The organism is Rathayibacter tanaceti (assembly GCF_001634385.1).
GTDB lineage: Bacteria > Actinomycetota > Actinomycetes > Actinomycetales > Microbacteriaceae > Rathayibacter > Rathayibacter tanaceti.
The window spans coordinates 1-24,280 of sequence record NZ_LIIN01000012.1 but is presented as its reverse complement, the minus strand read 5'-3'; the positions used below and the strand labels follow the sequence as shown (position 1 = coordinate 24,280).

Sequence of the window (24,280 nt, the reverse complement as noted above, 5' to 3'; positions counted from 1 at the left end):
CGGAGCGACCCGCTCTACAGCCTCGACCAGGCTTCGGTCAGCACTCCGCGGAGGATCTGCTCAATCTCGTCGAACTCCGAGGGGCCGATGGTCAGCGGAGGCGCGAGCTGCACCACCGGGTCCCCGCGGTCGTCAGCGCGACAGTAGAGCCCGGCATCGAAGAGCGCCTTGGAGAGGAAGCCGCGCAGGAGCCGCTCCGACTCGTCCTCGTCGAACGTCTCCTTCGTCGCCTTGTCCTTGACCAGCTCGATCCCGAAGAAGTAGCCGGCTCCCCGAACGTCGCCGACGATGGGCAGATCGAGCAGTTTCTCGAGCGTCGATCGGAAGAGGGGCGAGTTCTCGCGGACCCGTTCGTTCAGGCCCTCTTCCTCGAAGATGTCGAGGTTCTCGAGGGCGACCGCCGCCGAGACGGGGTGCCCGCCGAAGGTGTACCCGTGAGGGAACACCACCTGGCCGTGGCGGAAGGGCTCGTAGATCCGGTCGCTGACGATGGTCGCCCCGATGGGGGAGTAGCCGCTGGTCATGCCCTTCGCGCAGGTGATCATGTCCGGCACGTAGCCGTACTCGTCGCAGGCGAACATGTGGCCGATACGGCCGAAGGCGCAGATCACCTCGTCCGAGACGAGCAGGACGTCGTGCCTGTCGCAGATCTCGCGCACTCTTCGGAAGTACCCGGGCGGGGGCGGGAAGCAGCCCCCGGAGTTCTGCACCGGCTCCAGGAACACCGCGGCGACGGTGTCGGGGCCCTCGAACTCGATCATCTCCTCGATGCGATCGGCCGCCCAGAGCCCGAACGCCTCCAGATCGTCACCGTGCTGGGGCGCACGGTAGAAGTTGGTGTTCGGCACGCGGAAGCCGCCGGGCACCAGCGGCTCGAACATCGACTTCATGCCGGGGATTCCGGTGATCGCGAGCGCGCCGTGCGGGGTGCCGTGATAGGCGACGGACCGCGAGATCACCTTGTGCTTGCCTGGTTTCCCCTGCAGCTTCCAGTAGTGCTTCGCGAGCTTGAAGGCCGTCTCGACGGCTTCGCCGCCGCCGGTCGAGAAGAACACGCGGTTCAGGTCGCCAGGAGCGTGATCGGCGAGACGGTCGGCCAGCTCGATGGCCGAGGGAGTGGCGTACGACCACAGTGGGAAGAAGGAGAGCTCGGAGGCCTGCTTGGCGGCGGCTTCCGCAAGCCGACGGCGACCGTGGCCGGCATTCACGACGAAGAGGCCGGAGAGGCCGTCGAAGTACTTCCGTCCCGTGCTGTCCCAAATGTGGTGGCCCTCGCCGCGGGTGATGATCGGGACTCCCGCGCCCGAGTCCATCGTGGACTGGCGGGTGAAGTGCATCCACAGATGGTCCTTCGCCTTCTTCTGCAGGGCACTGTCGTCGATCCCTCCCGGTGCGTCGGCTCCGCGCACGGAGTCGCCCGACTCGAGGCCGGACGTCGAGAATGCTGTCTGAGTGGTCATCGGTTACCGCGTTCCCCAGTTGTAGAACTGCTTGTGGAGCTTGAGATAGACGAAGGTCTCGGTCGAGAGCACGCCCGCGAGCGAGCGGATCTCCTCGTTGAGCAGGGCGATCAGGTCGTCGTCGTTCTCGCAGACGACCTCGGCGAGGATGTCGAAGGAGCCGGCCGTCAACACGACGTAGTCGACCGCGGGGATCGAGGCGAGCCGGTCAGCGACCTCGCGGGTGTCTCCCGTGACGCGCACGCCGATCATCGCTTGGCGGTAGAAGCCGAGCTGCATCGGATCGGTGACTGCGACGATCTGCATGACGCCGGACTCCGTCAGCTTCTGCACCCGCTGCCGCACCGCGGCCTCACTCAGGCCGACCGCTTTACCTATCTCGGCGTACGAGCGCCGGCCATCGGCCTGCAGCTGCTCGATGATCGCCTTCGAGACCTCGTCGAGCTGGATCGGGCGCTGGGACGGAGGTCGGGGAGGGCTCATGCGGTGATTGTGGCAGTCAGCGAGTAGCCGGGCAAGTGAATCCGCAGGCCAGCCCCCACCGGACGGCGGAATCGGTGGTCTGGCCGTCTCGAGGCGCGGGCGGTGGCGCCCCGCTCCGTCGGTGCCCAGGCGACTCGCCGGCAGCGGATAGCATCGTGACAGCAGCGTTCGAGGCGGGCGCAGAAGCACCGAGGAGACGCGATGACGCAGATCGGCCGCAGCCGTGCCTCCGTCACCGTTCCGGTCTCGGCCTGGACCTCGGACACCCCTTCGGCGGAGGTGACCATCGGGTGGGCCGCTCGCACCGAGACCGGGCTCGTCCGTAGCACGAACGAGGACAGCTACCTCGCGAAGAGCCCTCTCTTCGCTGTCGCGGACGGGATGGGCGGTCATGCCGCCGGCGAGGTCGCGAGCGACGCGGTCGTCGCGCGTCTGTCGACGGCGGCCCTGGGGGCGACGGTCGGCGCGGAGGAGATCGACCGGGCTCTGCGGGAGGCGGTCGAGGACATCGCTCGCCAGCCGCACACGGCCGACGGTGGCACGGGCACTACGGTCACGGGAGTGGCGTTGACCGCGGTCGGCGGCGAGCCCTACTGGTCCGTCTTCAACATCGGCGACTCCCGCGTCTACCTCAGCTTCTCGGGAACTCTCGTGCAGCTCACGATCGACCACTCCATCGTCCAGGAGCTTGTCGACGCCGGAATGATCACGCGCGATGAGGCGGACGTGCACCCGCACAGCAACGTGATCACCCGCGCAGTCGGGTTCCACGAGGCGCCCATCCCCGACTACCGCCTCGTCCCCGTCCTCGCGGGGACGAGGCTCCTCGTCTGCTCCGACGGACTCACGAGGGAGCTCACCGACACGGGGCTCGGTCACCTCCTCGCTGAGAGCCGGTCGGCTCAGGAGACCGTGGACGCGCTCGTGGAGGCAGCCCTGGACAACGGCGCGCACGACAACGTGACCGTGATCGTGGTCGATGTGCTCGCCGTCACCGGTGACGACGGTCGCGGGTTCCCCGTCTGACCTGCTGCACCACTCGCGCCCGCCCCGCCTGGCCGCAGCGACGCGAGAGCAGCAGCCGCCTGCCTCCGACTGCCGGTTCGCGTCGGGATCCGCTCGCTAGAGGACCGAGCACCCGGCGCTGGGTACGATGGAGAGAGAAAGGGCGTTCTCGGTGATCTGCAGCACGTGTGGCTCCACGCTCGCTCCCGGGGCGATCCTGTGCGGCGAGTGTGGTTCATCGGTGACTGCGCACGCTGCATCGGGTGCGAGCCGTCCCGCCTCGTCCGGTGACACCACCGTGCTCGACCCCTCGCGTCGCGCCTGGCTGCCGGGTCTCGCTCCCGGCAGACACCGGCGCCCGGCGGCCGGAGCTCCGATGGCGCCGCCCGCGCAGGGCCTCGTGCGTCTCACCTTCGCAACCGGCCAGCACGCCGTGGTCACGGGCAACGGCCTGATCGGCCGCCAGCCGCTGCCCGACCCCAACGAGACCTTCCGCCACATCCTGGCGATCCCCGATCCGTCGCGCTCGCTCTCGAAGACGCACCTCGAGTTCGGCTTCGACGACGGTGGTCTCTGGGTGCGCGACCGCTGGTCGGCGAACGGCTCCGTCCTGGTCGCTCCGACGCAGGCTCCACTTCCGCTGGAAGCCGGGCGGCGGTACCGGGCGAAGCTCGGCAGCCGTCTGCTGCTCTCCTCCGTCGAGATGGCGGTCGAGCGAGTAGAGGGTTCGGCAGGGGCGACGGCGCGCCCGCCCGCCGGCCGCTGACGACCGAGCCTGCCAGGCGACTCCGACGAACCGAATCGGCGGTCGGATCGGATTCTCGACACTGATTTCGTGACGATCATGTTTCCAGATCGCCGTTCTCCTCCGTCTGCCGTGACAGGCGCACGAGCGCTGTGCCAGTATTTCCCCACGTTCACCCCGGTGGGCTCGAGCATCGACGCAGTCAGGAGTCTCCGCCATGACCCGTCCCCTCCCGAGGGATCCCGTCCTCCGCGACGCCATCGCCGTCGCCCGCTCGCACGAGCGCGAGCGTCGGGCGGTCCTCTCGCGCCGGGCGGTCCTCAGCGGCCTCGGACTGGGGGCAGGCGCCCTCGCTCTGGCGGCCTGCGCACCGCAGACACGCGCGGCTCCGACCGCCGCAGCCGACCGCTCGGCGAGCGACCCCCGGCTGGTCTGGGACAACTGGCCCGCCTACATGGACGAGGACGACGACGGGAACTACCCCTCACTGACCGGCTTCGAGGACAGCACCGGGATCGCCGTCACCTACAACGTCGCGGTCGACGACAACAACTCGTACTACGGCAAGGTCAAGGACCAGCTCGCCCTCGGCCAGTACATCGGAGCCGATACGGTCTGCCTCACGGAGTGGATGGTGTCGCGGCTGGTCCGCCGCGGCTACGTGCAGGAGCTCGACCACGCCAACATCCCCAACATCGTGAATCTCACGCCCTCGCTCGCGAACCCCGACTTCGATCCGGGCCGCAAGCACTCCCTCCCGTACCAGGCCGGGTTCTCGGGCATCTGCTGGAACAGGGAGAAGCTCCCCAACGGTCTCTCCAGCATCGAGGAGCTCTGGGACCCGTCGCTGCGCGGCCGGGTGGGCGTGCTGAGCGAGATGCGCGACACGATCGGTCTGATCATGCTGGCCCAGGGGACGGACATCGCCGGGCCGTGGGGCGATGACGAGTACATGAACGCGATCGACGTCTTCCGGAAGCAGGTCGACGTCGGCCAGATCCGGAACATCAAGGGGAACGCCTACCTCAACGACTTGCAGAACGAGGACACCCTCGCTGCCATCTGCTGGTCGGGCGACATCACCCTGATCAACACCGAAGCGGGCGACAAGTGGGAGTTCGCCTTCCCCGACTCCGGTGGTGCGCTCTGGAACGACACCTTCGTCGTACCGATGGGCTCGCAGCGGAAGGCCAACGCCGAGACCCTGATGAACTACTACTACGAACCCGAGGTCGCCGCTGAAGTGGCCGCCTGGGTGAACTACATCACCCCCGTCGACGGAGCGAAGGACGTCATGGAGAGCATCGACCCGGAGCTGGCCGAGAACCAGTTGATCTTCCCCGACGAGGACACGCTCGCGCAGGCGCATGTGTTCCGCACCTTGACGGCCTCGGAGGAGAAGGAGTACCAGGCCGAGTTCCAGAAGGTGCTCTTGGGCATCTGATGGCGACCGGGACCTTCGCCGAGAGCGGCGCCGACCTCCAGCTGGTCGGGATCAGCAAGCAGTACCCCGGCTTCACCGCCATCGACTCGCTCGACCTCACCATCCCCGCCGGGTCGTTCTTCGCCCTGCTGGGCCCGTCCGGCTGCGGAAAGACGACCACGCTCCGCCTCGTCGCGGGTCTGGAGGATCCCTCGGCCGGGCGGATCCTGATCGGCGGGAGGGACGTCACGGCGACCAAGACCTATCAGCGTCCTGTCAACACGGTGTTCCAGTCGTACGCGCTGTTCCCGCACATGTCGATCCTCGAGAACGTCGCCTTCGGGCTCAAACGCCGCAGGATCGCCGATCCGGTGGGCAAGGCGCACGAGGCGCTGCGGCTGGTCGAGCTCGACCACCTCGCCCAGCGCCGCCCGGCGCAGCTCTCGGGCGGGCAGCAGCAGCGCGTGGCCCTCGCCCGCGCGCTGGTCAACCGACCGGCTCTGCTCCTGCTCGATGAGCCGCTCGGTGCGCTCGACCTCAAGCTGCGCCGTCAGATGCAGCTCGAGCTCACGTCGATCCAGAGGGAGGTGGGGCTCACCTTCCTCCACGTCACTCACGATCAGGAGGAAGCCATGACGATGGCCGACACGGTCGCCGTGATGAACAGAGGCCGGATCGAGCAGATGGGCGCCCCGGAGGAGCTCTACGAGCTGCCACGCACCGCCTTCGTCGCGAACTTCCTCGGCCAGTCGAACCTGTTCACGGGAGAGGTGGTCGGCTCGACCGACCGCGCTCTGACCGTCGACGCGGGCGGGCACCGCATCGTGGTGCCCACCGCGCGCTGCGCTCGGACGAGCGGCGAGATCACCATCGGGGTCCGCCCCGAGAAGCTGCTGCTGCTGACCGAGGAGCCGCCGCAGGCTCCGGGCCGCAACATCCTCGGCCCCGGCAGGGTGAGCGACGTCTCGTTCAGCGGGGTCAGCACGCAGTACACGATCCAGATGCCGGGAGTCGGGCCGGTCATCGTCTTCGCGCAGAACATGGTCTTCGGCCCGGTGGTCGGCGAGGGTGCGGAGGTGTGGGTGGGCTTCAGCGCAGAGCACGGCTTCGGTCTCGCCGACGAGCCCGGCTCCGTCCCGCGCTTCGACGCAGACGACTCCACCCACGCGATCGCCGTCCAGCGTCGGGGTCTGCTCTCCGGCCGAGCGGGAGGCGCGTAGGCATGGCCTTCGCCGCTTTCGCCTCGGGTCCGGCCACCTCGGCGCCGCCGCCGGTCCGCGCGCGCTCGACCGTCGCGCTGGTCCTGATGCTTCCGGGCATCGCCTACATGCTGCTGTTCTTCCTCGCGCCGCTGATCTCCCTCGTGCTCACGTCCTTCCAGGCTGAGGTGCCGGATGGCGACATCGGCGAGTACGCGCCGGGCTTCGCCTGGCAGAACTACCTGGTCGTGATGAGCGACTACTGGCCGCATGCCGTACGCTCCTTCGGCTACGCGCTGATCGCGACGGTGCTCGCGCTCGTGATCAGCTACCCGCTCGCGTACGTCATCGGCGTGAAGGCGCGCTCGTGGCCGCTCCTCCAGAACCTGCTGCTCACGCTGGTCATCGCCCCGTTCTTCATCAGCTTCCTGCTGCGGACGCTCGCGTGGAAGCAGATCCTCGCAGACGAGAGCCCGCTCGTGCAGGCGCTGAAGGCGATGGCCGTCCTCCCCGGGGACGGCCATCTGACCGGTACGCCGTTCGCCGTGATCTTCGGCATCACCTACAACTTCATCCCGTTCATGACCCTCCCGCTCTACACGACGCTCGAGCGGCTCGACGTGCGCTTCCTCGAGGCGGGATCGGACCTCTACGCGCATCCAGCCTCGGTGTTCTGGCGGGTGACTGTCCCGCTGTCGATGCCGGGCATCGTCTCGGGCACGCTGCTCACCTTCATCCCGGCAGCAGGCGACTACATCAACGCCAGCCGCGACTTCCTCGGTTCGTCGCAGACATCGATGGTCGGCAACGCGATCGAGGCCAACTTCCTCACGCTCGAGAACTACCCGGCTGCCGCCGCGCTCTCGATCGTGCTGATGGCCGTGATCCTGTTCATCGTCGGCTTCTATGTGAAGCGCAGTGGAACGGAGGAGCTCCTGTGACCGCCACCGCCGACCGTCCGATCGCCAGCGGCCAGGAGGCTCTCGGCGCGCCCGCTCCGGCTCCGGCGGCGCGCCCGCGGCGCTTCCGGGGCCTCGGCCTCGGTGTCTACACGGCGCTTGCGCTGATCTTCTTGCTGATCCCCATCGGCTACACCTTCGTTTTCTCGTTCAACGACTCCGGCAAGAGCAACCTCGCCTGGCGCGGCTTCACCCTCGACAAGTGGGTATCGGCGTGGAGCAGCGACGAGGTGATGACGGCCTTCGGCAACAGTCTGCTCGTCGGAGTCGTCGCGACAGCGCTGGCGACGGCGCTGGGCACCATGATCGCAATCGCGCTGGTGCGTTTCCGGTTTCGGTTCCGCTCGGCGATCAGCTCCTGCTGTTCCTCCCTATGGCGACCCCGGAGGTCGTGCTCGGAGCGGGACTGGCGGCGCAGTTCCTCAGCGTCGGTGCCGAGAAGGGGCTGGTGACGATCGTCCTCGCGCACACGATGTTCTGCATCAGCTTCGTCGTGGTGACGGTGAAGGCGCGGGTCGCGAGTCTGGATCCGGCGTTGGAGGAGGCGGGCCGCGACCTCTACGCCTCACCGAACCAGGTGTTCTGGAGGATCACCTTCCCGCTGCTGCTCCCGGGGATCCTCGCGGCGGCCCTGCTGTCGTTCGCGCTGAGCTTCGACGACTTCATCATCACGAACTTCACGTCGGGATCCGTGACCACGTTCCCGAAGTACATCTACATCGCGGCGGCGCGGGGAATCCCTGCCGAGGCGAACGTGATCGCCTCGGCGGTGTTCGTGCTGGCGATCGTGGTGGTCGTGATCACGCAGGTGTCGTCGGCGGCGCGGGCGAAGCGCCTCGCCCGCACGCCGTAGCGCGGAGTCGGACGGAGGGGGCGGAGCGACGGGGTCAGACGTAGGAGGCTCGGATCGCGCCGACCGTGCGCCCGCCGCCCGAGACGACCGGGTTCAGCCGCACGAGCACCTCGTTCGCCGCTCCCCGGTCGACGACGCCGGCCTCGACCAGGAGCTTCAGCGCGACGACCGTGGCCGCCCGCAGGCTGCCGTCGAGCATCTTCAGCGCGACCGTCGTGCCGTCCGGCGACGCCATCACGAGCACCCCCTCGGCGCCGAGCTTCGCGACGAGCCCGAGGCGTTCGATCACGACGGTGTTGTCTCGGCCGGGGCCGTCGATGGCCCATGCGTTCTCGAGGATCGCGGCGGTCAGCACGCCCGCCTGGCGGTAGAGACCGAAGGGGGAGGCGGGGGAGGAGGAGACGATCCGCGAGATCCCCTTGGCGAGGGCCGTTAAAGCAAGAGCGTGCACCGGGGTGCCGCAGCCGTCGATGCCGGAGGCGACGACGCGCTCGCCGGTCAGCCGCTCGATGGTGTCGACGATGTGCTGCTGGAGCGGGTGCGAGCGCTCGAGGTAGTCCTCGGTGCTCCAGCCGTTCTGCACGCAGGCCAGGAGCATCGCCGCGTGCTTGCCCGAGCAGTTCATGAAGAGGGAATCCGCGACGCCGCCGGCCCGCAGCAGCTGAGCGCGGGCTGCGGAGTCGCCGGGCCAGTCGGCGGGGCACTGCAGAGCGTTGTGATCGAGGCCGGCTCGGAAGAGCAGGTTCTGCACCAGGGCGACGTGCTGCGGGATGCCGGCGTGGCTCGCGGTGGCGATCACCGCCTCCGGCCCGCTCAGCTCGACTCCCGCGGTCATCACCGCGAGGGCCTGGAAGGGCTTGAGGCACGATCGAGGGAAGACGGGTGCTGTCGGCGCGCCGAGGCTGCGCACGACGCGGCCGTCGGGGTCGAGCAGCACGGCCGAGCCGGCGTGACGGGACTCGATGAATCCCGAGCGCTCGACGACCGCCAGCTCGACGGACTCGGCGACGGTGAAGGTTCCTGCTGGCATCCCCCCATCTTGCCCGACCGCACCGCGCCCCCGAGCGTTCCGCCTTCCTCCCCGCGGGAGGACGCCGATGACGCGGCGCGACGGTGTGGCGCCGGGGTCGGTGGCAGCCCGCAGGCGTCTGCGACTAGAGGGAGGCGAGGGCGTCGGCGATCACCGAGACGGCGTCGTCGAGCAGCTCGTCGGTCAGGGCGAGGCTCGGCAGGAAGCGGACCACGTTCCCGTAGGTACCGGCGCTCAGCACGAGTACGCCGTGCTGAGCGGCGTAGTCGATGACCGATTGGACAGCGGCGGGGTTCGGCTCCTTCGTTGTTCCTGCGGTGCCGGGCATCACGAGCTCGATCGCCATCATCGCGCCGATACCGCGGACGTCGCCGATGATCTCGTGCTGCTCCTGCAGCACGCGGAGCGCAGCGCCGAGGCGGGTGCCGATCCGGTCCGCCTCGGCCAGGAGGCCCTCACGCTCGATGCGCTCGAAGACGGCGACTGCTGCGGCGGCGGCAACCGGGTTGCCGCCGAAGGTGCCACCGAGCCCGCCGGCTTGAGCGGAGTCCATGATCTCGGCGCGACCGGTGACGCCTGCGAGCGGCAGCCCGCCCGCGATCCCCTTGGCGGAGAGGACCAGGTCCGGCACCAGGCCGAGATGCTCGCTGGCGAACCAGGCGCCGGTGCGGGCCATGCCCGACTGGATCTCGTCGGCGACGAAGACGATGCCGTTGGTGGTGCACCACTCCTGCAACGCCGGGAGGAAGCCCTGCGCGGGGACCATGAAGCCGCCCTCGCCCTGGATGGGCTCGACCACCAGGCAGGCCAGAGCGGAGGCGCCGACCGTCTTCTCGAGGTACGAGATGGTCCGCTCGGCGGCCTCGGCCCCCGAGAGTCCGTCGTGGTACGGGTAGGAGCTCGGCGCGCGGTGCACGTCGCTCGCGAACGGCCCGAAGCCCAGACCGTACGGAAGCGCCTTGAAGTTCATCGCCATCGTGAGGTTGGTGCGGCCGTGGTAGGCGTGGTCGAGCACCGCCACACCTGCCCGACCGGTGTGCTTGCGGGCGATCTTGACGGCGTTCTCGACCGCCTCGGCGCCGGAGTTGACCAGCACGGTCTTCTTGGCGAAGTCCCCGGGGGTGTGCTCGGCGAGCAGCTCCGCGACCCGGATGTAGGGCTCGTAGGGCGTGACCGTGAAGAGCGTGTGCGTGAGACGGCCGAGCTGAGCAGTGGCCGCCGCGACGACGGAGTCGTCGGTGTGACCGATGGTCGTCACGCCGATGCCGGCGCCGAGATCGATGAAGGCGTTGCCGTCGACGTCGACCAGGATCGCTCCGTGCGCGCGGTCGATGTAGACGGGGAGCGCGGTGCCGACTCCGGTGGGGACGACGGCGAGACGACGCTCGTGCAGGGCCCGGGATCGGGGGCCGGGGATCTCGGTCTCGACGCGCCGCTGCTGAGGGATCGCGGACGTGGGAAGCTGGGGCGCGAGCGTGTCTGTCATGGTCCTGCGAGTCTAGCCGCGGGGGTTCCGCCTCCAGAGGTCCAGACCAGCGGGACCGGCCTGATCCACCACGCGGAGGAGGAGAACCGATGACGTCGGAGCACGAGTACGCACTGTCCGTCGTCTGGGAGGGGAACCGGGGCACCGGCACGAGCGGCTACCGCGAGTACGGGCGCCAGCTGGTCGTCTCGGCCCAGGGACCGGAGCCGATCCTCGGTTCCGCCGACACGCCCTTCCGCGGGGACGCCGACCGCTGGAACCCCGAGCAGCTGCTTCTCGCCGCGCTCGCGCAGTGCCACCTGCTCTCGTACCTGCACGTGGCCGTCAAGAACGGAGTCGTCGTGACCGAGTACACCGACGACGCGATCGGCCGGATGCAGCAGGAGGGAGAGGGCGGCCAGTTCACCTCGGTCACCCTGCGGCCGCGCGTGACAGTGGCCGAGGCCTCCACGGTCGACCTCGCGCAGTCGCTGCACGCCGAGGCGTCGCGGCTCTGCTTCATCGCCCGCTCGGTCAACTTCCCTGTGGCGCACGAGCCGGTGACGCTGGCGCGTTGAGTCAGCGGCGCTCGTGCGGCAGCGCCCTGCGGATCCGTTCCACCGCCGTGGTCGGCGGCGACTCGTTGTACACGCCCGCCGATTCCTGCCCGGACAGAGCGTGGATCGCGGCCATCACCTCGTCGGTGGCGTGCCGCCTCGCTCGTCCGGAGTCTGCCGAGCCGTGTCGGGAGAGATCGAGCGGCGCTCCGAAGCGGACGGTGATCCGGTGCAGATGGGGGACGCTCGTGCCGACCGGCTGCAGCTCCTGCGTCCCGATCAGCCCGACCGGCACGACGGGAGCGCTCGTCGTCAGCGCGAGCCAGGCGACTCCGGTGCGCCCGCGGTAGAGGCGCCCGTCGCGCGAGCGCGTGCCCTCGGGATACACGGCGAAGGCCTCGTCCCGTTCGAGGATCGCCCGGCCGAGATCGAGCGCCTCCTGCGCCGCCTGCCCCGCTCCGCGCTCGACCGGCACCGCACCGACGGAGGTGAAGAAGGAGCGTGAGACTGCACCGCGTACCCCGGTGCCGGTGAAGTAGTCGGACTTCGCCAGGAACTGCACGGGCCGGGGAGCGAGCAGAGTCAGCACGGGGGAGTCGATGAACGACAGATGATTGCTGGCGAGGATCACCCGCCCGGTGGTCGGGACGTTCTCGCGCCCCTCGACGATCGGCCGGTAGACGAGGCGGCCGACGCCGCTCATGGTCAGTCGCGCCAGACGCGCGGAGAGGCCGATCCCCGGTGGGGTCGGCCTCTCGAGATCGCCATCGGTCCGCATCCGGTCGAAGATACCGGCGTGTCCATGCCGCTCCGATCATGCGCTTCCCGGATCAGCCCAGCTGCGCGAGCGCCTCCTCGATCACCGTCGCGGCGTCGTCGATCAGCTCCTCGCTGATGACCACGCTCGGCATGATGCGCAGGACACTGTCCCAGCTGCCGGCATCGAGGACGATGACGCCGTTCGTGGTGGCGTGCTTCAGGATTGCGGTGAGCGCCTCCGGGTTCTGCCGCTTCGTGCCGGGGTGCACGAGCTCGACGCCCCACATCGCACCCTTTCCGCGCACCTCGCCGACCACCGCGAAGCGCTCGGCCCAGTCGCCGATGCGCGCCTGGAGCGCGCGCTCGACGCGCTGCGCCTCCTCGAGCAGCCCCTCCGACTCGATTGCCTCGAAGGTGGCCAGGGCCGCGGCGGTCGAGACGGGGTTGCCGCCGAACGTGCCCCCGATGCCCCCGGGCTGCACGGCGTCCATGATCTCGGCGCGACCGGTGACAGCGGCCAGCGGGAAGCCGCCGGCGATGCCCTTGGCGGTGGTGATCAGGTCGGGGACGACCCCGTGGTGCTCGATCGAGTACCACTGCCGGTGCGGGCGATGCCGGCCTGGATCTCGTCGGCGACGAAGACGATGCCGTTCTCGGTGCAGAACTCGGAGAGTCGGCGGAAGTAGCCCGGTGCAGGGATGATGATGCCGCCATCGCCCTGGATCGGCTCGACGAAGAGGGCGGCCAGCTCCTGGGCGCCGATGTGGGTCGTGATGTAGTCGATCGTGCGCTCCGCCGCCGCCTCGCCCGTCATGCCCTCGGGATCGCGGAAGGGGTAGCTGATCGGGAGGCTGTAGATCTCCCCGGGGAAGGGGCCCATGCCGGCGCGCTCCGGCCAGGGGCGGTACGTCATCGCCATAGTCAGGTTCGTGCGGCCGTGGAAGGCGTGGTCGAGCGTCGCGATCGCGCGCCGGCCGGTGAATTTCCGGGCGATCTTGACCGCGTTCTCGACGGCCTCGGCGCCGGAGTTGACCAGGATCGAGTGCTTCTCGAAGTCCCCGGGGGTGATCTCGGCGAGCTTCTCGGCGACCTTCACGTAGTTCTCGTAGGGAGTGACGGTGAAGAGGGTGTGCGTCAGCTTCTCGGCCTGCGCGGCTGCCGCGGCGGCGACCGCCGGGTGGGCGTGGCCGATGGTGGTCACGCCGATGCCGCAGCCCAGGTCGATCAGGCGGTTGCCGTCGACGTCGACCAGGACCGCGCCCGAGGCATGGTCCATGTAGATGTTGGCGAGCGTCCCGGCGCCGCGGGAGACGCTGGCGACGCGGCGCTCCTGCAGGGCGACGGAGCGCGGGCCGGGGAGCTCGGTGACGAGCTCTCGGGACTGGGGGACCGAGAATTCACGCATATCCCCGATGCTAGGCGAGCCTTCACCGTACTGACTGGAGCCGACGCGCCCGGCTCGGCGTCCAGGACCTCCCGAGGCGTGTCCCCCAGGATGGACGGCGACCCCCGAACGTCCCCGGTAGCAGCCGGTCAGGAAAGGTGCCTCCGTGCGCAGAACCCTCGCGATCCTCGCCGTCCTCGGCGCCTCCCTGAGCCTGGCGGCGTGCACTCCGGGAGCGCCCGACGCGGCGCCGTCCGCCTCCGCGACTCCGCTGGGCTGCGCGAGCGAGGGGGAGGCGACCGCCGCGGTGCAGACGAGCGGCGATTTCGCGACCAAGCCCGTCACCGTCTTTCCGAGCCCGATGACCGTCGACACCACCGAGCGCTCGGTCGCCGTCGAGGGCACCGGCGCCGAGGTCGCCGAGGGCGACATCGTGCTTGTGGACTACACCCTCTACAACGGCACGAGCGGCGCGGAGTTCTCGGCCAGCAGCTACGCTCCTGGCGGTCGCGCCGCGTTCACGGTCGACGCCGACCAGTACCTCGCCGGACTGGTGAAGGCGGTGAACTGCGCGACCGTCGGCTCGCGCGTGGTCGCGGTCGTGCCCCCGGCCGATGCATTCGGCGATGCCGGGCAGAGTGATTTCGGCATCACCGCAGCCGATTCGATCGTGATGGTCATCGACGTCGAGCAGATCGTGCCGACCGCGGCCGACGGCGAGCCGCAGGCCCCAGTGGACGGGTTGCCGACCGTGGCGCTCGCCGACGACGGCGCGCCGACGGTCTCCATCCCCTCGACCGACCCGCCCGCCGACCTCCAGCTCGCTGTGCTGAAGAAGGGCTCCGGAGCGACCGTCGCCGACGGCGACCAGCTGATCGTGCAGTACCAGGGCGTCATCTGGGGCAGCGGAGAGGTCTTCGACCAGAGCTGGGGGAAGCCCGCCCCGGCGTCCCTCGGCACCGGCGCGGTGATCGAGGGCTTCAAGGAGGCGCTGGTCGGCCAGACCGTCGGCTCGCAGGTGATCGTGACCATCCCGCCCGCCAAGGGCTACGGCGACGCCGGCAACCAGCAGGCCGGGATCAGTGGGACAGACACCCTCGTGTTCGTGATCGACATCCTCGCCATCACCTGACCGGATCCCGCTCACCCGGTTCCGCTCCGCCCGTCGTGCCAGGATGGGCGGATGCGCAGGGTCATCATCCTCGGCTCCACCGGCTCCATCGGCACGCAGGCCCTCGACGTGATCGGTGCGAACCTCGACCGGTTCGAGGTCGTGGGGCTCGCGGCCGGGTCGAACCGGCCGGTCGTCGCCGAGCAAGCCGCTGCGTTCGGCGTCGAGCACACGGCTTTCGGGGCCGACGAGGCGGAGCAGCTGATCCGCTCGGTCGAGGCGGACGTGGTGCTCAACGGCATCACGGGCTCGGTCGGCCTCGGCCCGACGCTCGCGGCGCTCGAGGAGGGGCGCACGCTCGCCCTGGCCAACAAGGAGTCGCTGATCGTCGGCGGCGAGCTGGTCACCTCGCTGGCGGCGCCGGGACAGATCGTGCCCGTCGACTCCGAGCACTCGGCGATCGCGCAGGCCCTGCTCGCCGGAGCCCACCGCGAGGTGCGGCGCCTGGTGCTGACAGCCTCGGGGGGACCGTTCCGCGGACGCGACCGCGGGTCCCTCCGCGACGTCACTCCGGCCGAGGCTCTCGCGCACCCCACCTGGGACATGGGCCTGGTCGTCACCACCAACTCCTCGACCCTGGTCAACAAGGGCCTCGAAGTGATCGAGGCGCACCTGCTCTTCGACGTGCCCTATCACCGGATCGACGTCACCGTGCATCCGCAGTCGGTGATCCACTCGATGGTCGAGTACGTGGACGGCTCGACGATCGCGCAGGCGTCGCCGCCGGACATGCGCCTCCCGATCTCGCTCGGCCTCGACTGGCCGCACCGCGTGGCCGGTGTCGGTGCACCACTCGACTGGACCCGCTCGCACAGCTGGACGTTCGAGCCACTCGACGAGGAGGCGTTCCCCGCGGTCCGCCTCGCCAAGCGCGTCGGCGAGGCCGGCGCCTCCTACCCGGCCGTCTTCAATGCGGCGAACGAGCAGGCCGTGCAGGCCTTCCACGCCGGCCGGATCGGCTACCTCGACATCCTCGCGACGGTGGAGGCCGTGGTCGACGCGCACGCCGTCGACGGCGCGCTGACCCGCCAGTCGTTGGCCGCTGCCGAAGAATGGGCACGGCGCGCGGCGGACGCGCGGATCGCTGGAACCTGACCGGCGGGCTCATCGGGTTCGTGCAGGCGCGCCCCAGCGGGCGCGGGCGGCTCCGGCCTACAGTGTGTCGGTGGAATCCGTGCTGCTCTTCGTCCTCGGCGTCGTCATCATCGCCATCGGTGTCGCCCTCTCGATCGCGCTGCATGAGGTCGGGCATCTCGTGCCCGCGAAGCTGTTCGGCGTCAAGGTCACCCAGTACATGATCGGATTCGGGCCCACGATCTTCTCGCGCCGCCGTGGCGAGACGGAGTACGGCGTGAAAGCGCTTCCGTTGGGGGGCTACATCGCCATGATCGGCATGTACCCGCCGAAGCATGCGGGCGATCCGATCACGGAGTCGCCGGTTGGGCTGTTCCAGGGCGTCGGCTACCAGTCGTCCGAGAAGCGCACCGCAGGCCGTCCGACGCTGATCGACGAAGCCCGCGCCGCGAGCGCGGAGACGATCGGTGAGGGGGAGGAGCACCGCGCCTTCTACCTGCTCCCCGTCTGGAAGCGCGTCATCGTCATGGCGGGGGGTCCCTTCATGAACCTCCTGATCGCGACGGTCCTCTTCACGGTCCTGCTCTGCGGCATCGGAGTTGCGCAGAGCACCAGCACGCTCGCGTCGGTCTCGCAGTGCGTGGTCCCCGAGTCGCAGCGCGCCACCGCGACCTGCACTGCCGACGACCCGCTCGCCCCCGGCGCCGCGGCAGGGCTCCTGCCCGGGGACACGATCACGGCGATCGACGGCACGCCGGTCGGCACCTGGAACGACCTCACCCCGATCATCCAGCGCTCGGCGGGCGTGCCGCTGAGCGTCGCCGTCGAGCGAGACGGTGCGTCGCTGACCCTCTCGATCACCCCGGCCGAGAACGAGGTCGCGGTGACCGACTCCGCCGGAAACCCCGTCACCGACGCTTCCGGAGCCGTCGAGACGCAGACTGTCGGCTTCATCGGGATCTCACCCACCTCGGAGCTCGCCCGGCAGCCCATCACCGCGGTGCCCGGAACGGTGTGGCAGAACATCACCAGCGTCGCCCACGTGATCCTCAACCTTCCGCAGCGCCTGATCGACGTCGCTCAGGCGCCTTCGGCACGGAGGCGCGCGATGCCAACGGTCCGATCAGCGTCGTCGGAGTCGGCCGGATCGCGGGCGAGATCGCCGCCTCCGACCAGCTGCCGATCGTCTCGAAGGTGCAGACGATGGTCGGTGTCCTCGCCTCGCTCAACGTCGCGCTGCTGGTGTTCAACCTGGTGCCTCTGCTGCCGATGGACGGCGGCCATATCGCCGGCGCCTCTGGGAGGGGCTCCGCCGTCGCATCGCTAAACTCTTCGGCCGCCGCGACCCCGGGCCTGTCGACATCGCACGCCTGCTCCCGCTGACCTACATCGTCGTGCTCGTGCTCGGCGGCATGAGCGCCCTCCTCATCTACGCCGACATCGTCAAGCCGATCACGCTGTTCTAGTCCGCACGACAATCCCTGCACGACGTCCGGCGGTCGGCATCCGGAGGCGCTGTGTCCTGTCGAGCGGGTCGCGTTCGACTCGGCGGATCGCGAGACGTGATTCGACCGTTCGCCGCGGCCGGGGTGTCCCGGGCTCGTCGGCTGGAGTGAGGCCCACCCGCCCGCTGTGGTGCGGACCGGCTCCCGCCGGGGCCAGGGGTTCCCTCGGCACGGGCCGCGGCTGGGAAGACCCGGCGAGCGGTCGGAGGGTCGCTCCGCGCGCGTACGATGGGGCGCGTGCCAGCAGTGAATCTGGGTCTTCCCAAGGTCCCCATGACCCTCGCCCCCCGCCGCAAGTCCCGCCAGATCAAGGTGGGCAAGGTGCTCGTGGGCGGTGACGCGCAGGTCAGCGTCCAGTCGATGTGCACCACGCCGACGACGAACATCAACGCGACCCTCCAGCAGATCGCCGAGCTGACCGCGTCCGGCTGCGACATCGTCCGCGTGGCGGTGCCGAGCCGCGACGACGCGGAGGCGCTGCCGATCATCGCGAAGAAGAGCCAGATCCCGGTCATCGCCGACATCCACTTCCAGCCGAACTACGTCTACGCCGCGATCGACGCCGGCTGTGCCGCGGTCCGGGTCAATCCCGGCAACATCCGCAAGTTCGACGACCAGGTCGGCAAGATCGCCGCGGCCGCGAAAGCCGCAGGCGTCTCGATCCGCATCGGCGTCAACGCCGGCTCGCTCGAGCCGAGCATCCTGCAGAAGTACGGTAAGCCCACCCCCGAGGCCCTCGTCGAGAGCGCCGTGTGGGAGGCGAGCCTGTTCGAGGAGCACGACTTCCACGATTTCAAGATCTCGGTCAAGCACAACGACCCGGTCGTCATGGTGAAGGCCTACCGCCAGCTCGCCGAGCGCGGCGACTGGCCGCTGCACCTCGGCGTCACGGAGGCCGGCCCCGAGTTCCAGGGCACCATCAAGTCGGCCACCGCGTTCGGCATCCTGCTCGGCGAGGGCATCGGCGACACCATCCGCGTGTCCCTCTCGGCCCCGCCTGCCCAGGAGGTGAAGGTCGGCCTGCAGATCCTGCAGTCGCTCAACCTCCGCGAGCGCAAGCTCGAGATCGTCTCGTGCCCGAGCTGCGGCCGCGCGCAGGTCGATGTGTACACGCTCGCCAACGACGTCACCGCCGGCCTCGAGGGCATGAGCGTTCCGCTGCGCGTCGCCGTCATGGGCTGCGTCGTCAACGGCCCGGGCGAGGCCCGCGAGGCCGATCTGGGCGTCGCCTCCGGCAACGGCAAGGGCCAGATCTTCGTCAAGGGAGAGGTCATCAAGACCGTGCCGGAGGCCGAGATCGTGCAGACCCTCATCGAGGAGGCGAACCGTCTCGCGGCCGAGATGCCCGCCGATGACACGTCGACCGGCGCCCCGGTCGTCACCGTCGGCGCCAACTGAGTCGGTGCGGGGCGGATCGGCGTGGTCAGGCCCGCTCTGCTCCTCGCGTTCGGCGTCGTTGCCGTGACGCTGGTCGCCTCCGGAGTCGCGGCGCTGCGCAGCACGCCGGCACCGCTGAGCGACGACTGCGTCGACCTCCGCACCGCTCAGGATCCGTTCGGCTGTGACGGTTGGGTGCTGACCGCCGCCGAGGGCGAGACTCCCTACTCGGCCTGGGTGGAGGATGCCCGGGTGCGGCTGCGATCGGAGCGGGTGGCTGGTGAGCCGACCCTCGTCGTGGGGACCGACTGCCTCGTGCTGAGAGCCTCGTACCGGATCGAAGGGACCGTGCTCGTGCCCTCCGACGAGGTGACCGGCTCGGACACCTGCTCGGACACGCCGAGTCCGGCAGGCATCCGCCTTCGCGCGCTGCTCTCCGCTCCGATCACCCTCGGCGGCACGCCCGACGACGTCGTGCTCGACGGCACGCGTGGCGCGGTCGTCTTCTCGCGCATCCCCGGCTGAGGCGTCCCCGGCCGAGCGGCCTCCCGACTCGCGGGCCGGGGGAGGACTGCGGATAGGATCGTCCCTCGTGGTCACCCGTCTCTCGCATCTGTTCGTCCGAACCCTCCGGGAGGACCCGGCCGACGCCGAGGTCGCGGGCCACCGCCTCCTCGTACGCGCGGGCTACATCAGGCGCCAGGCGCCCGGCGTCTTCGCCTGGCTGCCGCTGGGCCTGCGGGTGAAGCGGCGCATCGAGCGGATCCTCCACGAGGAGATGGAGGCGGCCGGCGCTCAGGAGGTCCACTTCCCCGCACTCCTGCCCCGCGAGCCCTACGAGCTCACGGGACGCTGGACCGAGTACGGCGACGGCGTCTTCCGTCTGAAGGACCGCAAGGACGCCGACTACATGCTGGCGCCGACCCATGAGGAGTTCTTCACGCTACTCGTGAAGGACCTCTACTCCTCGTACAAGGATTTGCCCCTGTCGATCTACCAGATCCAGGACAAGTACCGCGATGAGGCGCGGCCCCGCGCCGGCCTCCTGCGCGGCCGCGAGTTCACGATGAAGGACGCCTACTCCTTCGACTACACCGACGCGGGACTCGACGCGAGCTACCAGCGCCAGCGCGACGCCTACGAGCGGATCTTCGCGCGCCTGGGCCTGGAGTACGTGATCGTGCAGGCCGATGCGGGGGCGATGGGCGGTTCGCGCAGCGAGGAGTTCCTGCACCCCACCCCCGTCGGCGAGGACACCTTCGTGCGGTCGGCCGGCGGCTACGCGGCGAACGTCGAGGCCTATCGCACCCCTGTGCCCGAGGCGAGCCCCGTCGAGGGCCGGCCGGAGGCGCGCGTCTTCGACTCTCCCGACACCCCGACGATCCAGACCCTGGTCGACCTCGCGAACGCGACTCAGCCCCGCACCGATGGCCGTGCCTGGACTGCCGGCGACACGCTCAAGAACGTCGTCCTGGCGCTCACCGCCCTCGACGGCACCCGCGAGCTCGTCATCGTGGGCCTTCCCGGCGACCGCGACGTCGACCTCAAGCGTGCCGAGGTCGCCTTCGCTCCCGCCGAGGTCGAGGCCGCCACGGCCGAGACTTCGCGAAGCACCCCGGCCTGGTCAAGGGCTACATCGGACCCTGGTCGTCCGAGGGCGCGGTCCTGGGTGAGGAATCGGCCACCGGTGTCCGCTACCTGCTCGACCCGCGTGTGGTCGACGGCACCGCCTGGATCACCGGGGCCAACGTCTCCGGTCAGCACGTCCTCGACCTGCTGGCGGGACGTGACTTCCACGCGGACGGCACCGTCGAGGTCGCGGAGGTGCGCACCGGCGATGAGGCACCCGACGGCTCCGGCCCGATCGAGACCGCCCGCGGCATGGAGATCGGCCACGTCTTCCAGCTCGGCCGCAAGTACGCCGAGGTCCTGGGCCTGAAGGTGCTCGACGAGAACGGCAAGCTCGTCACCGTCACGATGGGCTCCTACGGCATCGGCGTGACGCGCATCCTCGCGATCATCGCCGAGAGCACCCACGACGAGCGCGGACTGCTCTGGCCTGCGAACGTCGCGCCCTTCGACGTGCACGTGATCGCGACCGGCAAGGACGCGGCGGCGCTCGAGCTGGCGGAGTCGGTGGGCGCCTCCCTGGAGGCGGCCGGCCGCGACGTGCTGATCGACGACCGCCCGAAGGTGTCCCCGGGCGTCAAGTTCGGCGACGCCGAGCTGATCGGCGTGCCGGTGATCGTCATCGCCGGGCGCGGTGCCGCCGACGGGATCGTCGAGCTCTGGGACCGCCGCTCCGGCGAGCGCGAGCAGCTCCCGGTCGCCGAGGCGCTGGCCCGCCTGGGCGCGTAACACCCTGCGAGAGCCTTCGCCGCCGCCCTACCGGGCGCGCGGCGGGGGCTCTCCTGCCGTTCCGCTTTCGTCTCCCGAGCCGCTGCCCGCACAGGCGGTCCCTCTTGATCCGCGCCGTGCCGCGGCGCGGCTCGTCGTCGTTCCGGTGTCTCGCGAACGATGGGCGCCACGAAGCCGGGGCCGTCAGGGCTTCTGGATTCTGAACGGCACAGATGACGCTTCCACTCACGTCGGAGGAACTCTTCGCGCCTTTTCGTCACGCCGCTCGAGGCCTGTTCGAGCCAGGTGAGCGGCGGGGCAGCGTTGACCATGCCGCTTCTGCATGTGTAGACCAGACCACGAAGCGACCGTTGCCCACCGCGAACGACCAGGGGCGGGTGAGGGTCATGTCGACCTTTTTCGGAATGCGAGTGGCTGAATGAATGCTTCACACGATCAGGTGAAGAAGACCCTCCAGATCGGCGCGGCGGTGAGCGCAGTGAGCCTCCTCGCCGGCGCCGTCTTCGTACCTCTTCTGATACTCGCGGTCGTAGCGGTGATCGCGAGCGCGATCGTCGCCGCTGCGATCAGCTGTCGCGCCACGCACCGGTGGGCGTGGACCTGGGTGGCCGGTGTCGCGTCAGTGGTGTGGGTGTCCAGCGCGATCTACGCCTTCGATGTCTGAGGGCAGGCATTCGATCTCAGCGACGCCAGCCGCTCCGTGCCCGACTCTCTCAGCATCGCGCTGACTGCGGCCTTCGCTCTCAGCGTCGCCGGTTTCGTCACCGTGGTGGCCAGCGCGGTCGTTTCGCTGCGTCGGGCGCGGCGGCAGGACCCGACCACCCGTGTCCGCTCCACCACTGCTCTCGCTGGAGCGTGACACCAGGGCCTCACGCGCGTCAGCTCTTCTCGGTCACCGATGCGACCGACGTCACGCCTACAGATACAACCTCGATCTGCCTGTCGGCTCGACCTTGCACGCCAATGGCAGCGGCGCAGGCAGCGTGCTCGACGTCGCCGGCCTCTGGAGCGGATGAAGGCCGCTGGGCCCGCGACGCGAACGGAACGAGTATTCCTACCCATTACGACGTCACTGGCACGACACTCACTCAGATCGTCGACCTTTCTCAACCCGATATCGCCTTCCCTGTGGTCGCGGACCCGTGGTTCGGTCGAAACCTCATCGATCACGTCACGTGGGTACCAGGCGACCCGCAATGGGGACCCACCGCGCAGGTGTATCCCACGGACTACGGACGCGACCAGATTGCCGTAGGCCCCGAAGCCAACGAGGCCGCCTGGGGAGAAGCCCTGGAGAAAGGCGATCGGTCTCGACTGGATCACAACAACCTCCACGACCACTTCAGCTGTCACTTCCTCGGCCGTAGCTCCACCGTGGGCAAGGAGAGCTGGAACCTCGACAACAACCGACCCGACGTCGGACTCGCTGCGACGATCGCCGCCTCCTGCAATCCACAAGGTGGAGAAGACTAGCCTTATAGGGAACGTGGGGGGTCAGGAGCGATTCCTGACCCCCGACGTTTTCTCTGAGGCCACACCAGGCGCATCCTGTCGGATCTTTCATGACGTCGCTTGTCCCTCCTCCCGTTCCGCCGTGCGCATCCGAGACGCGGGTGGACCGTGCGTCCGCGTCGGGTACCCTTGAGGGCTGATCCGGGTGCGAGCACCCCACCGACGCACGACCGCGGTCACCACCGCGGCAGCCAAGTGAATAGAGAGAAAGGCCCGCCCGTGGACATCGACCTGAGCGTTCTGCGACTCATGGAGCGCGAGCGCGAGATCCCCTTCGAGGAACTCGTGCAGATCATCGAGCAGGCGATCCTCACCGCCTACCTCAAGCACATCGGCCAGGCGGACGACGCCGACAAGTCGACAGCCGTCTCCGCACGCGTGCACCTCGACCGCAAGACCGGCCACGTCTCGGTCTTCGTGCCCGAGTACGACGACGAGGGCGCCGTCGTGGGCGAGGCCGAGGACTCGCCGCGCGACTTCGGCCGCATCGCCGCCTTCGCCGCGAAGCAGGTCATCAACCAGCGCCTGCGCGACATTGCCGACGAGCACGTGCTCGGCGAGTTCAAGGGTCGCGAGGGCGACATCGTCGCCGGCGTCATCCAGCAGGGCCCGAACCCGCGGATGATCCACGTCGACCTCGGCTCCATCGAGGCGATCCTCTCGCCCGAAGAACAGGTTCCCGGCGAGGATTACAGCCACGGGCGTCGTATCCGCGTCTACGTGACGAGCGTCGGCCGCGGGGCGAAGGGACCCTCGGTCCAGGTCTCGCGCACCCACCCATCGCTGGTGCGCAAGCTGTTCGCCCTGGAGGTGCCCGAGATCGCTTCCGGCGTGGTCGAGATCGTCTCGCTCGCCCGCGAGGCTGGACACCGCACCAAGATCGCCGTGCGCGCGACCGAGCCCGGCGTCAACGCCAAGGGCGCCTGCATCGGCGAACTCGGCCAGCGCGTGCGCGCGGTGACCGCCGAGCTCAACAACGAGAAGATCGACATCGTCGACTACTCCTCCGACCTGCCGACCTTCGTCGCCAGCGCCCTCTCGCCCGCCAAGGTGACCAGCGCCTTCGTGATCGATCAGGGCCTCAAGGCCGTGCGCGCGCTGGTCCCGGACTACCAGCTCTCGCTCGCCATCGGCAAGGAGGGGCAGAACGCTCGACTCGCCGCGAAGCTCACCGGTGCCAAGATCGACATCCAGCCCGATTCGGTGATGGACGGGGAGTGATCCCCGGCCAACGGCCACGCGGGGAAGCGCTCGTCCGGACGAGGGAGTAGAGTGAGTCCCGTCAGAACGTGCGTCGGCTGCCGTCTGCGCGCCCCCCGGGCCTCTCTTCTGAGGCTCGTCCTCCACTCGAACGTCCTCGCGGTAGACCCGCGTGCCGTTCGTCCTGGTCGGGGAGCGTGGCTCCACGACTCAGCCGACTGCTACGGGCTCGCGGTCAAGCGCCGCGCGTTCGGCAGGGCGTTCCGGACGCGCGAGAGCGTGGACGCGAGCGAGCTGGAGCAGTACGTCATGCGCGTTCGGACCGGCTCGGTTCCTCATCCGGAGGGGCCGGAGCAGCGCACGATCACACCATAGAGAACAGGCAGAACGGCCCGTGAACTGATCATGAGCGAAGACTGATGAGCGGCTCGACATGAGACCCGTCCGTTCGTGACGCCTGCCCCCGTCTTGGGTGCAGGCCCAAGACAGGAGAGAAGTGGCAAAACCACGCGTACACGAGATCGCATCCGAGCTCGGTGTCGATAGCAAGGTCGCACTTGCGAAGTTGAAGGAGCTCGGCGAGTTCGTCAAGGGACCGTCCTCGAGCATCGAACCCCCCGTCGCCCGCAAGCTCCGCGAGGCCCTCCAGGGCCAGGGCGGATCCGGCGCGGGGGCGTCGTCGACCCCCGACGACCCCCTCCACCCCCCGCCCGCCCGGGGGGCTCCGCGCCCTTCGGGCTCGCGTCCCTCCGCGCCGACGC

21 protein-coding genes and 4 pseudogenes are annotated in these 24,280 nt (G+C 69.4%); 19 read left to right on the top strand and 6 right to left on the bottom strand.

Translation table 11 applies throughout. The features are described 5' to 3' along the window. Positions 1-14: 14 nt before the first annotated feature. Both ACH61_RS02950 and ACH61_RS02945 read right to left on the bottom strand, forming a co-directional pair. Positions 15-1,460 (bottom strand): aspartate aminotransferase family protein, encoded by a 1,446-nt coding sequence (locus tag ACH61_RS02950; protein ID WP_082844963.1) that lies wholly within the window; start codon positions 1,458-1,460, stop codon positions 15-17. A gap of 3 nt (positions 1,461-1,463) precedes the next feature. After that, positions 1,464-1,943, bottom strand: coding sequence for an Lrp/AsnC family transcriptional regulator (locus tag ACH61_RS02945; RefSeq protein ID WP_068208394.1), 480 nt, complete (start codon positions 1,941-1,943; stop codon positions 1,464-1,466). Positions 1,944-2,144: 201 nt separating this feature from the next. Between ACH61_RS02945 and ACH61_RS02940 the strand changes: the two genes are divergently transcribed. The 6 genes and pseudogenes from ACH61_RS02940 to ACH61_RS02915 all read left to right on the top strand — a co-directional run bounded on the left by ACH61_RS02940 (position 2,145) and on the right by ACH61_RS02915 (position 8,127). Further along, positions 2,145-2,969, top strand: a complete 825-nt coding sequence (locus tag ACH61_RS02940; protein WP_068208391.1) for a PP2C family protein-serine/threonine phosphatase — start codon at positions 2,145-2,147, stop codon at positions 2,967-2,969. Positions 2,970-3,324: 355 nt separating this feature from the next. After that, positions 3,325-3,714, top strand: a complete 390-nt coding sequence (locus tag ACH61_RS02935; protein WP_068208388.1) for an FHA domain-containing protein — start codon at positions 3,325-3,327, stop codon at positions 3,712-3,714. Positions 3,715-3,910: 196 nt separating this feature from the next. Continuing rightward, entirely contained in the window at positions 3,911-5,137 is a 1,227-nt protein-coding gene (locus tag ACH61_RS02930; protein ID WP_082844962.1) for an ABC transporter substrate-binding protein, read from the top strand. Continuing rightward, on the top strand, positions 5,137-6,336 hold the full coding sequence (locus ACH61_RS02925; RefSeq protein WP_068208386.1) for an ABC transporter ATP-binding protein: 1,200 nt from the start codon (positions 5,137-5,139) through the stop codon (positions 6,334-6,336). The genes ACH61_RS02930 and ACH61_RS02925 overlap by 1 nt, the downstream gene beginning before the upstream one ends. Positions 6,337-6,338: 2 nt before the next feature. After that, entirely contained in the window at positions 6,339-7,256 is a 918-nt protein-coding gene (locus tag ACH61_RS02920; protein WP_068208384.1) for an ABC transporter permease, read from the top strand. A gap of 134 nt (positions 7,257-7,390) precedes the next feature. After that, a pseudogene (locus tag ACH61_RS02915) lies at positions 7,391-8,127 on the top strand (ABC transporter permease). Positions 8,128-8,161: 34 nt separating this feature from the next. Here ACH61_RS02915 and ACH61_RS02910 read toward each other — a convergent pair. Further along, positions 8,162-9,157, bottom strand: a complete 996-nt coding sequence (locus ACH61_RS02910; RefSeq protein ID WP_068208381.1) for an asparaginase — start codon at positions 9,155-9,157, stop codon at positions 8,162-8,164. Between the two features lie 124 nt (positions 9,158-9,281). After that, positions 9,282-10,643: a 4-aminobutyrate--2-oxoglutarate transaminase gene (gene gabT / locus ACH61_RS02905; protein ID WP_068208378.1), complete on the bottom strand. Its 1,362-nt coding sequence runs from the start codon at positions 10,641-10,643 to the stop codon at positions 9,282-9,284. Between the two features lie 89 nt (positions 10,644-10,732). On the opposite strand from gabT, the gene ACH61_RS02900 reads away from it, so the two are divergent. After that, positions 10,733-11,200, top strand: a complete 468-nt coding sequence (locus tag ACH61_RS02900; protein WP_068208376.1) for an OsmC family protein — start codon at positions 10,733-10,735, stop codon at positions 11,198-11,200. A 1-nt stretch (position 11,201) separates the two neighbouring features. On the opposite strand, the gene ACH61_RS02895 is transcribed toward ACH61_RS02900, so the two are convergent. Together ACH61_RS02895 and ACH61_RS02890 are read right to left on the bottom strand one after the other, a co-directional pair. Then, the gene (locus tag ACH61_RS02895; RefSeq protein WP_068208374.1) at positions 11,202-11,957 is read right to left on the bottom strand and encodes a lysophospholipid acyltransferase family protein; all 756 of its coding nucleotides are present in this window, start codon (positions 11,955-11,957) and stop codon (positions 11,202-11,204) included. A 52-nt stretch (positions 11,958-12,009) separates the two neighbouring features. Beyond that, positions 12,010-13,352: pseudogene (locus tag ACH61_RS02890) on the bottom strand (aminotransferase class III-fold pyridoxal phosphate-dependent enzyme). Between the two features lie 136 nt (positions 13,353-13,488). Between ACH61_RS02890 and ACH61_RS02885 the strand changes: the two are divergent. The 12 genes and pseudogenes from ACH61_RS02885 to ACH61_RS02845 form a co-directional block, all read left to right on the top strand. Further along, a complete protein-coding gene (locus ACH61_RS02885) occupies positions 13,489-14,454 on the top strand; it encodes an FKBP-type peptidyl-prolyl cis-trans isomerase (RefSeq protein ID WP_068208371.1) in 966 nt (321 codons plus the stop codon). A gap of 51 nt (positions 14,455-14,505) precedes the next feature. Continuing rightward, positions 14,506-15,588 (top strand): 1-deoxy-D-xylulose-5-phosphate reductoisomerase, encoded by a 1,083-nt coding sequence (locus ACH61_RS02880; protein ID WP_068208368.1) that lies wholly within the window; start codon positions 14,506-14,508, stop codon positions 15,586-15,588. A 70-nt stretch (positions 15,589-15,658) separates the two neighbouring features. Then, positions 15,659-17,033, top strand: a pseudogene (locus tag ACH61_RS02875) (M50 family metallopeptidase). A gap of 276 nt (positions 17,034-17,309) precedes the next feature. Next, positions 17,310-18,470, top strand: a complete 1,161-nt coding sequence (ispG, locus tag ACH61_RS02870) for a flavodoxin-dependent (E)-4-hydroxy-3-methylbut-2-enyl-diphosphate synthase (RefSeq protein ID WP_173244694.1) — start codon at positions 17,310-17,312, stop codon at positions 18,468-18,470. A 21-nt stretch (positions 18,471-18,491) separates the two neighbouring features. Beyond that, positions 18,492-18,974 carry a hypothetical protein gene (locus ACH61_RS02865; protein ID WP_068208362.1) on the top strand — a complete coding sequence of 161 codons (483 nt, stop codon included), beginning with the start codon at positions 18,492-18,494 and terminating at the stop codon, positions 18,972-18,974. 67 nt (positions 18,975-19,041) lie between these two features. After that, positions 19,042-20,807, top strand: a pseudogene (locus ACH61_RS02860) (proline--tRNA ligase). 418 nt (positions 20,808-21,225) lie between these two features. Next, the gene (locus ACH61_RS02855; RefSeq protein ID WP_132504121.1) at positions 21,226-21,471 is read left to right on the top strand and encodes a hypothetical protein; all 246 of its coding nucleotides are present in this window, start codon (positions 21,226-21,228) and stop codon (positions 21,469-21,471) included. Positions 21,472-21,507: 36 nt separating this feature from the next. Beyond that, positions 21,508-21,666: a hypothetical protein gene (locus ACH61_RS17235; RefSeq protein WP_158286059.1), complete on the top strand. Its 159-nt coding sequence runs from the start codon at positions 21,508-21,510 to the stop codon at positions 21,664-21,666. Positions 21,667-21,770: 104 nt separating this feature from the next. Then, a complete protein-coding gene (locus ACH61_RS16015) occupies positions 21,771-22,280 on the top strand; it encodes a DUF2599 domain-containing protein (RefSeq protein ID WP_082844960.1) in 510 nt (169 codons plus the stop codon). 258 nt (positions 22,281-22,538) lie between these two features. Continuing rightward, on the top strand, positions 22,539-23,540 hold the full coding sequence (gene nusA, locus ACH61_RS02850) for a transcription termination factor NusA (protein WP_068208356.1): 1,002 nt from the start codon (positions 22,539-22,541) through the stop codon (positions 23,538-23,540). Positions 23,541-23,591: 51 nt separating this feature from the next. Then, a complete protein-coding gene (locus ACH61_RS16010) occupies positions 23,592-23,894 on the top strand; it encodes a YlxR family protein (RefSeq protein WP_082844959.1) in 303 nt (100 codons plus the stop codon). 121 nt (positions 23,895-24,015) lie between these two features. Next, on the top strand, positions 24,016-24,280 hold a 265-nt coding region (locus ACH61_RS02845; protein ID WP_153038783.1), incomplete at its 3' end, for a translation initiation factor IF-2 N-terminal domain-containing protein.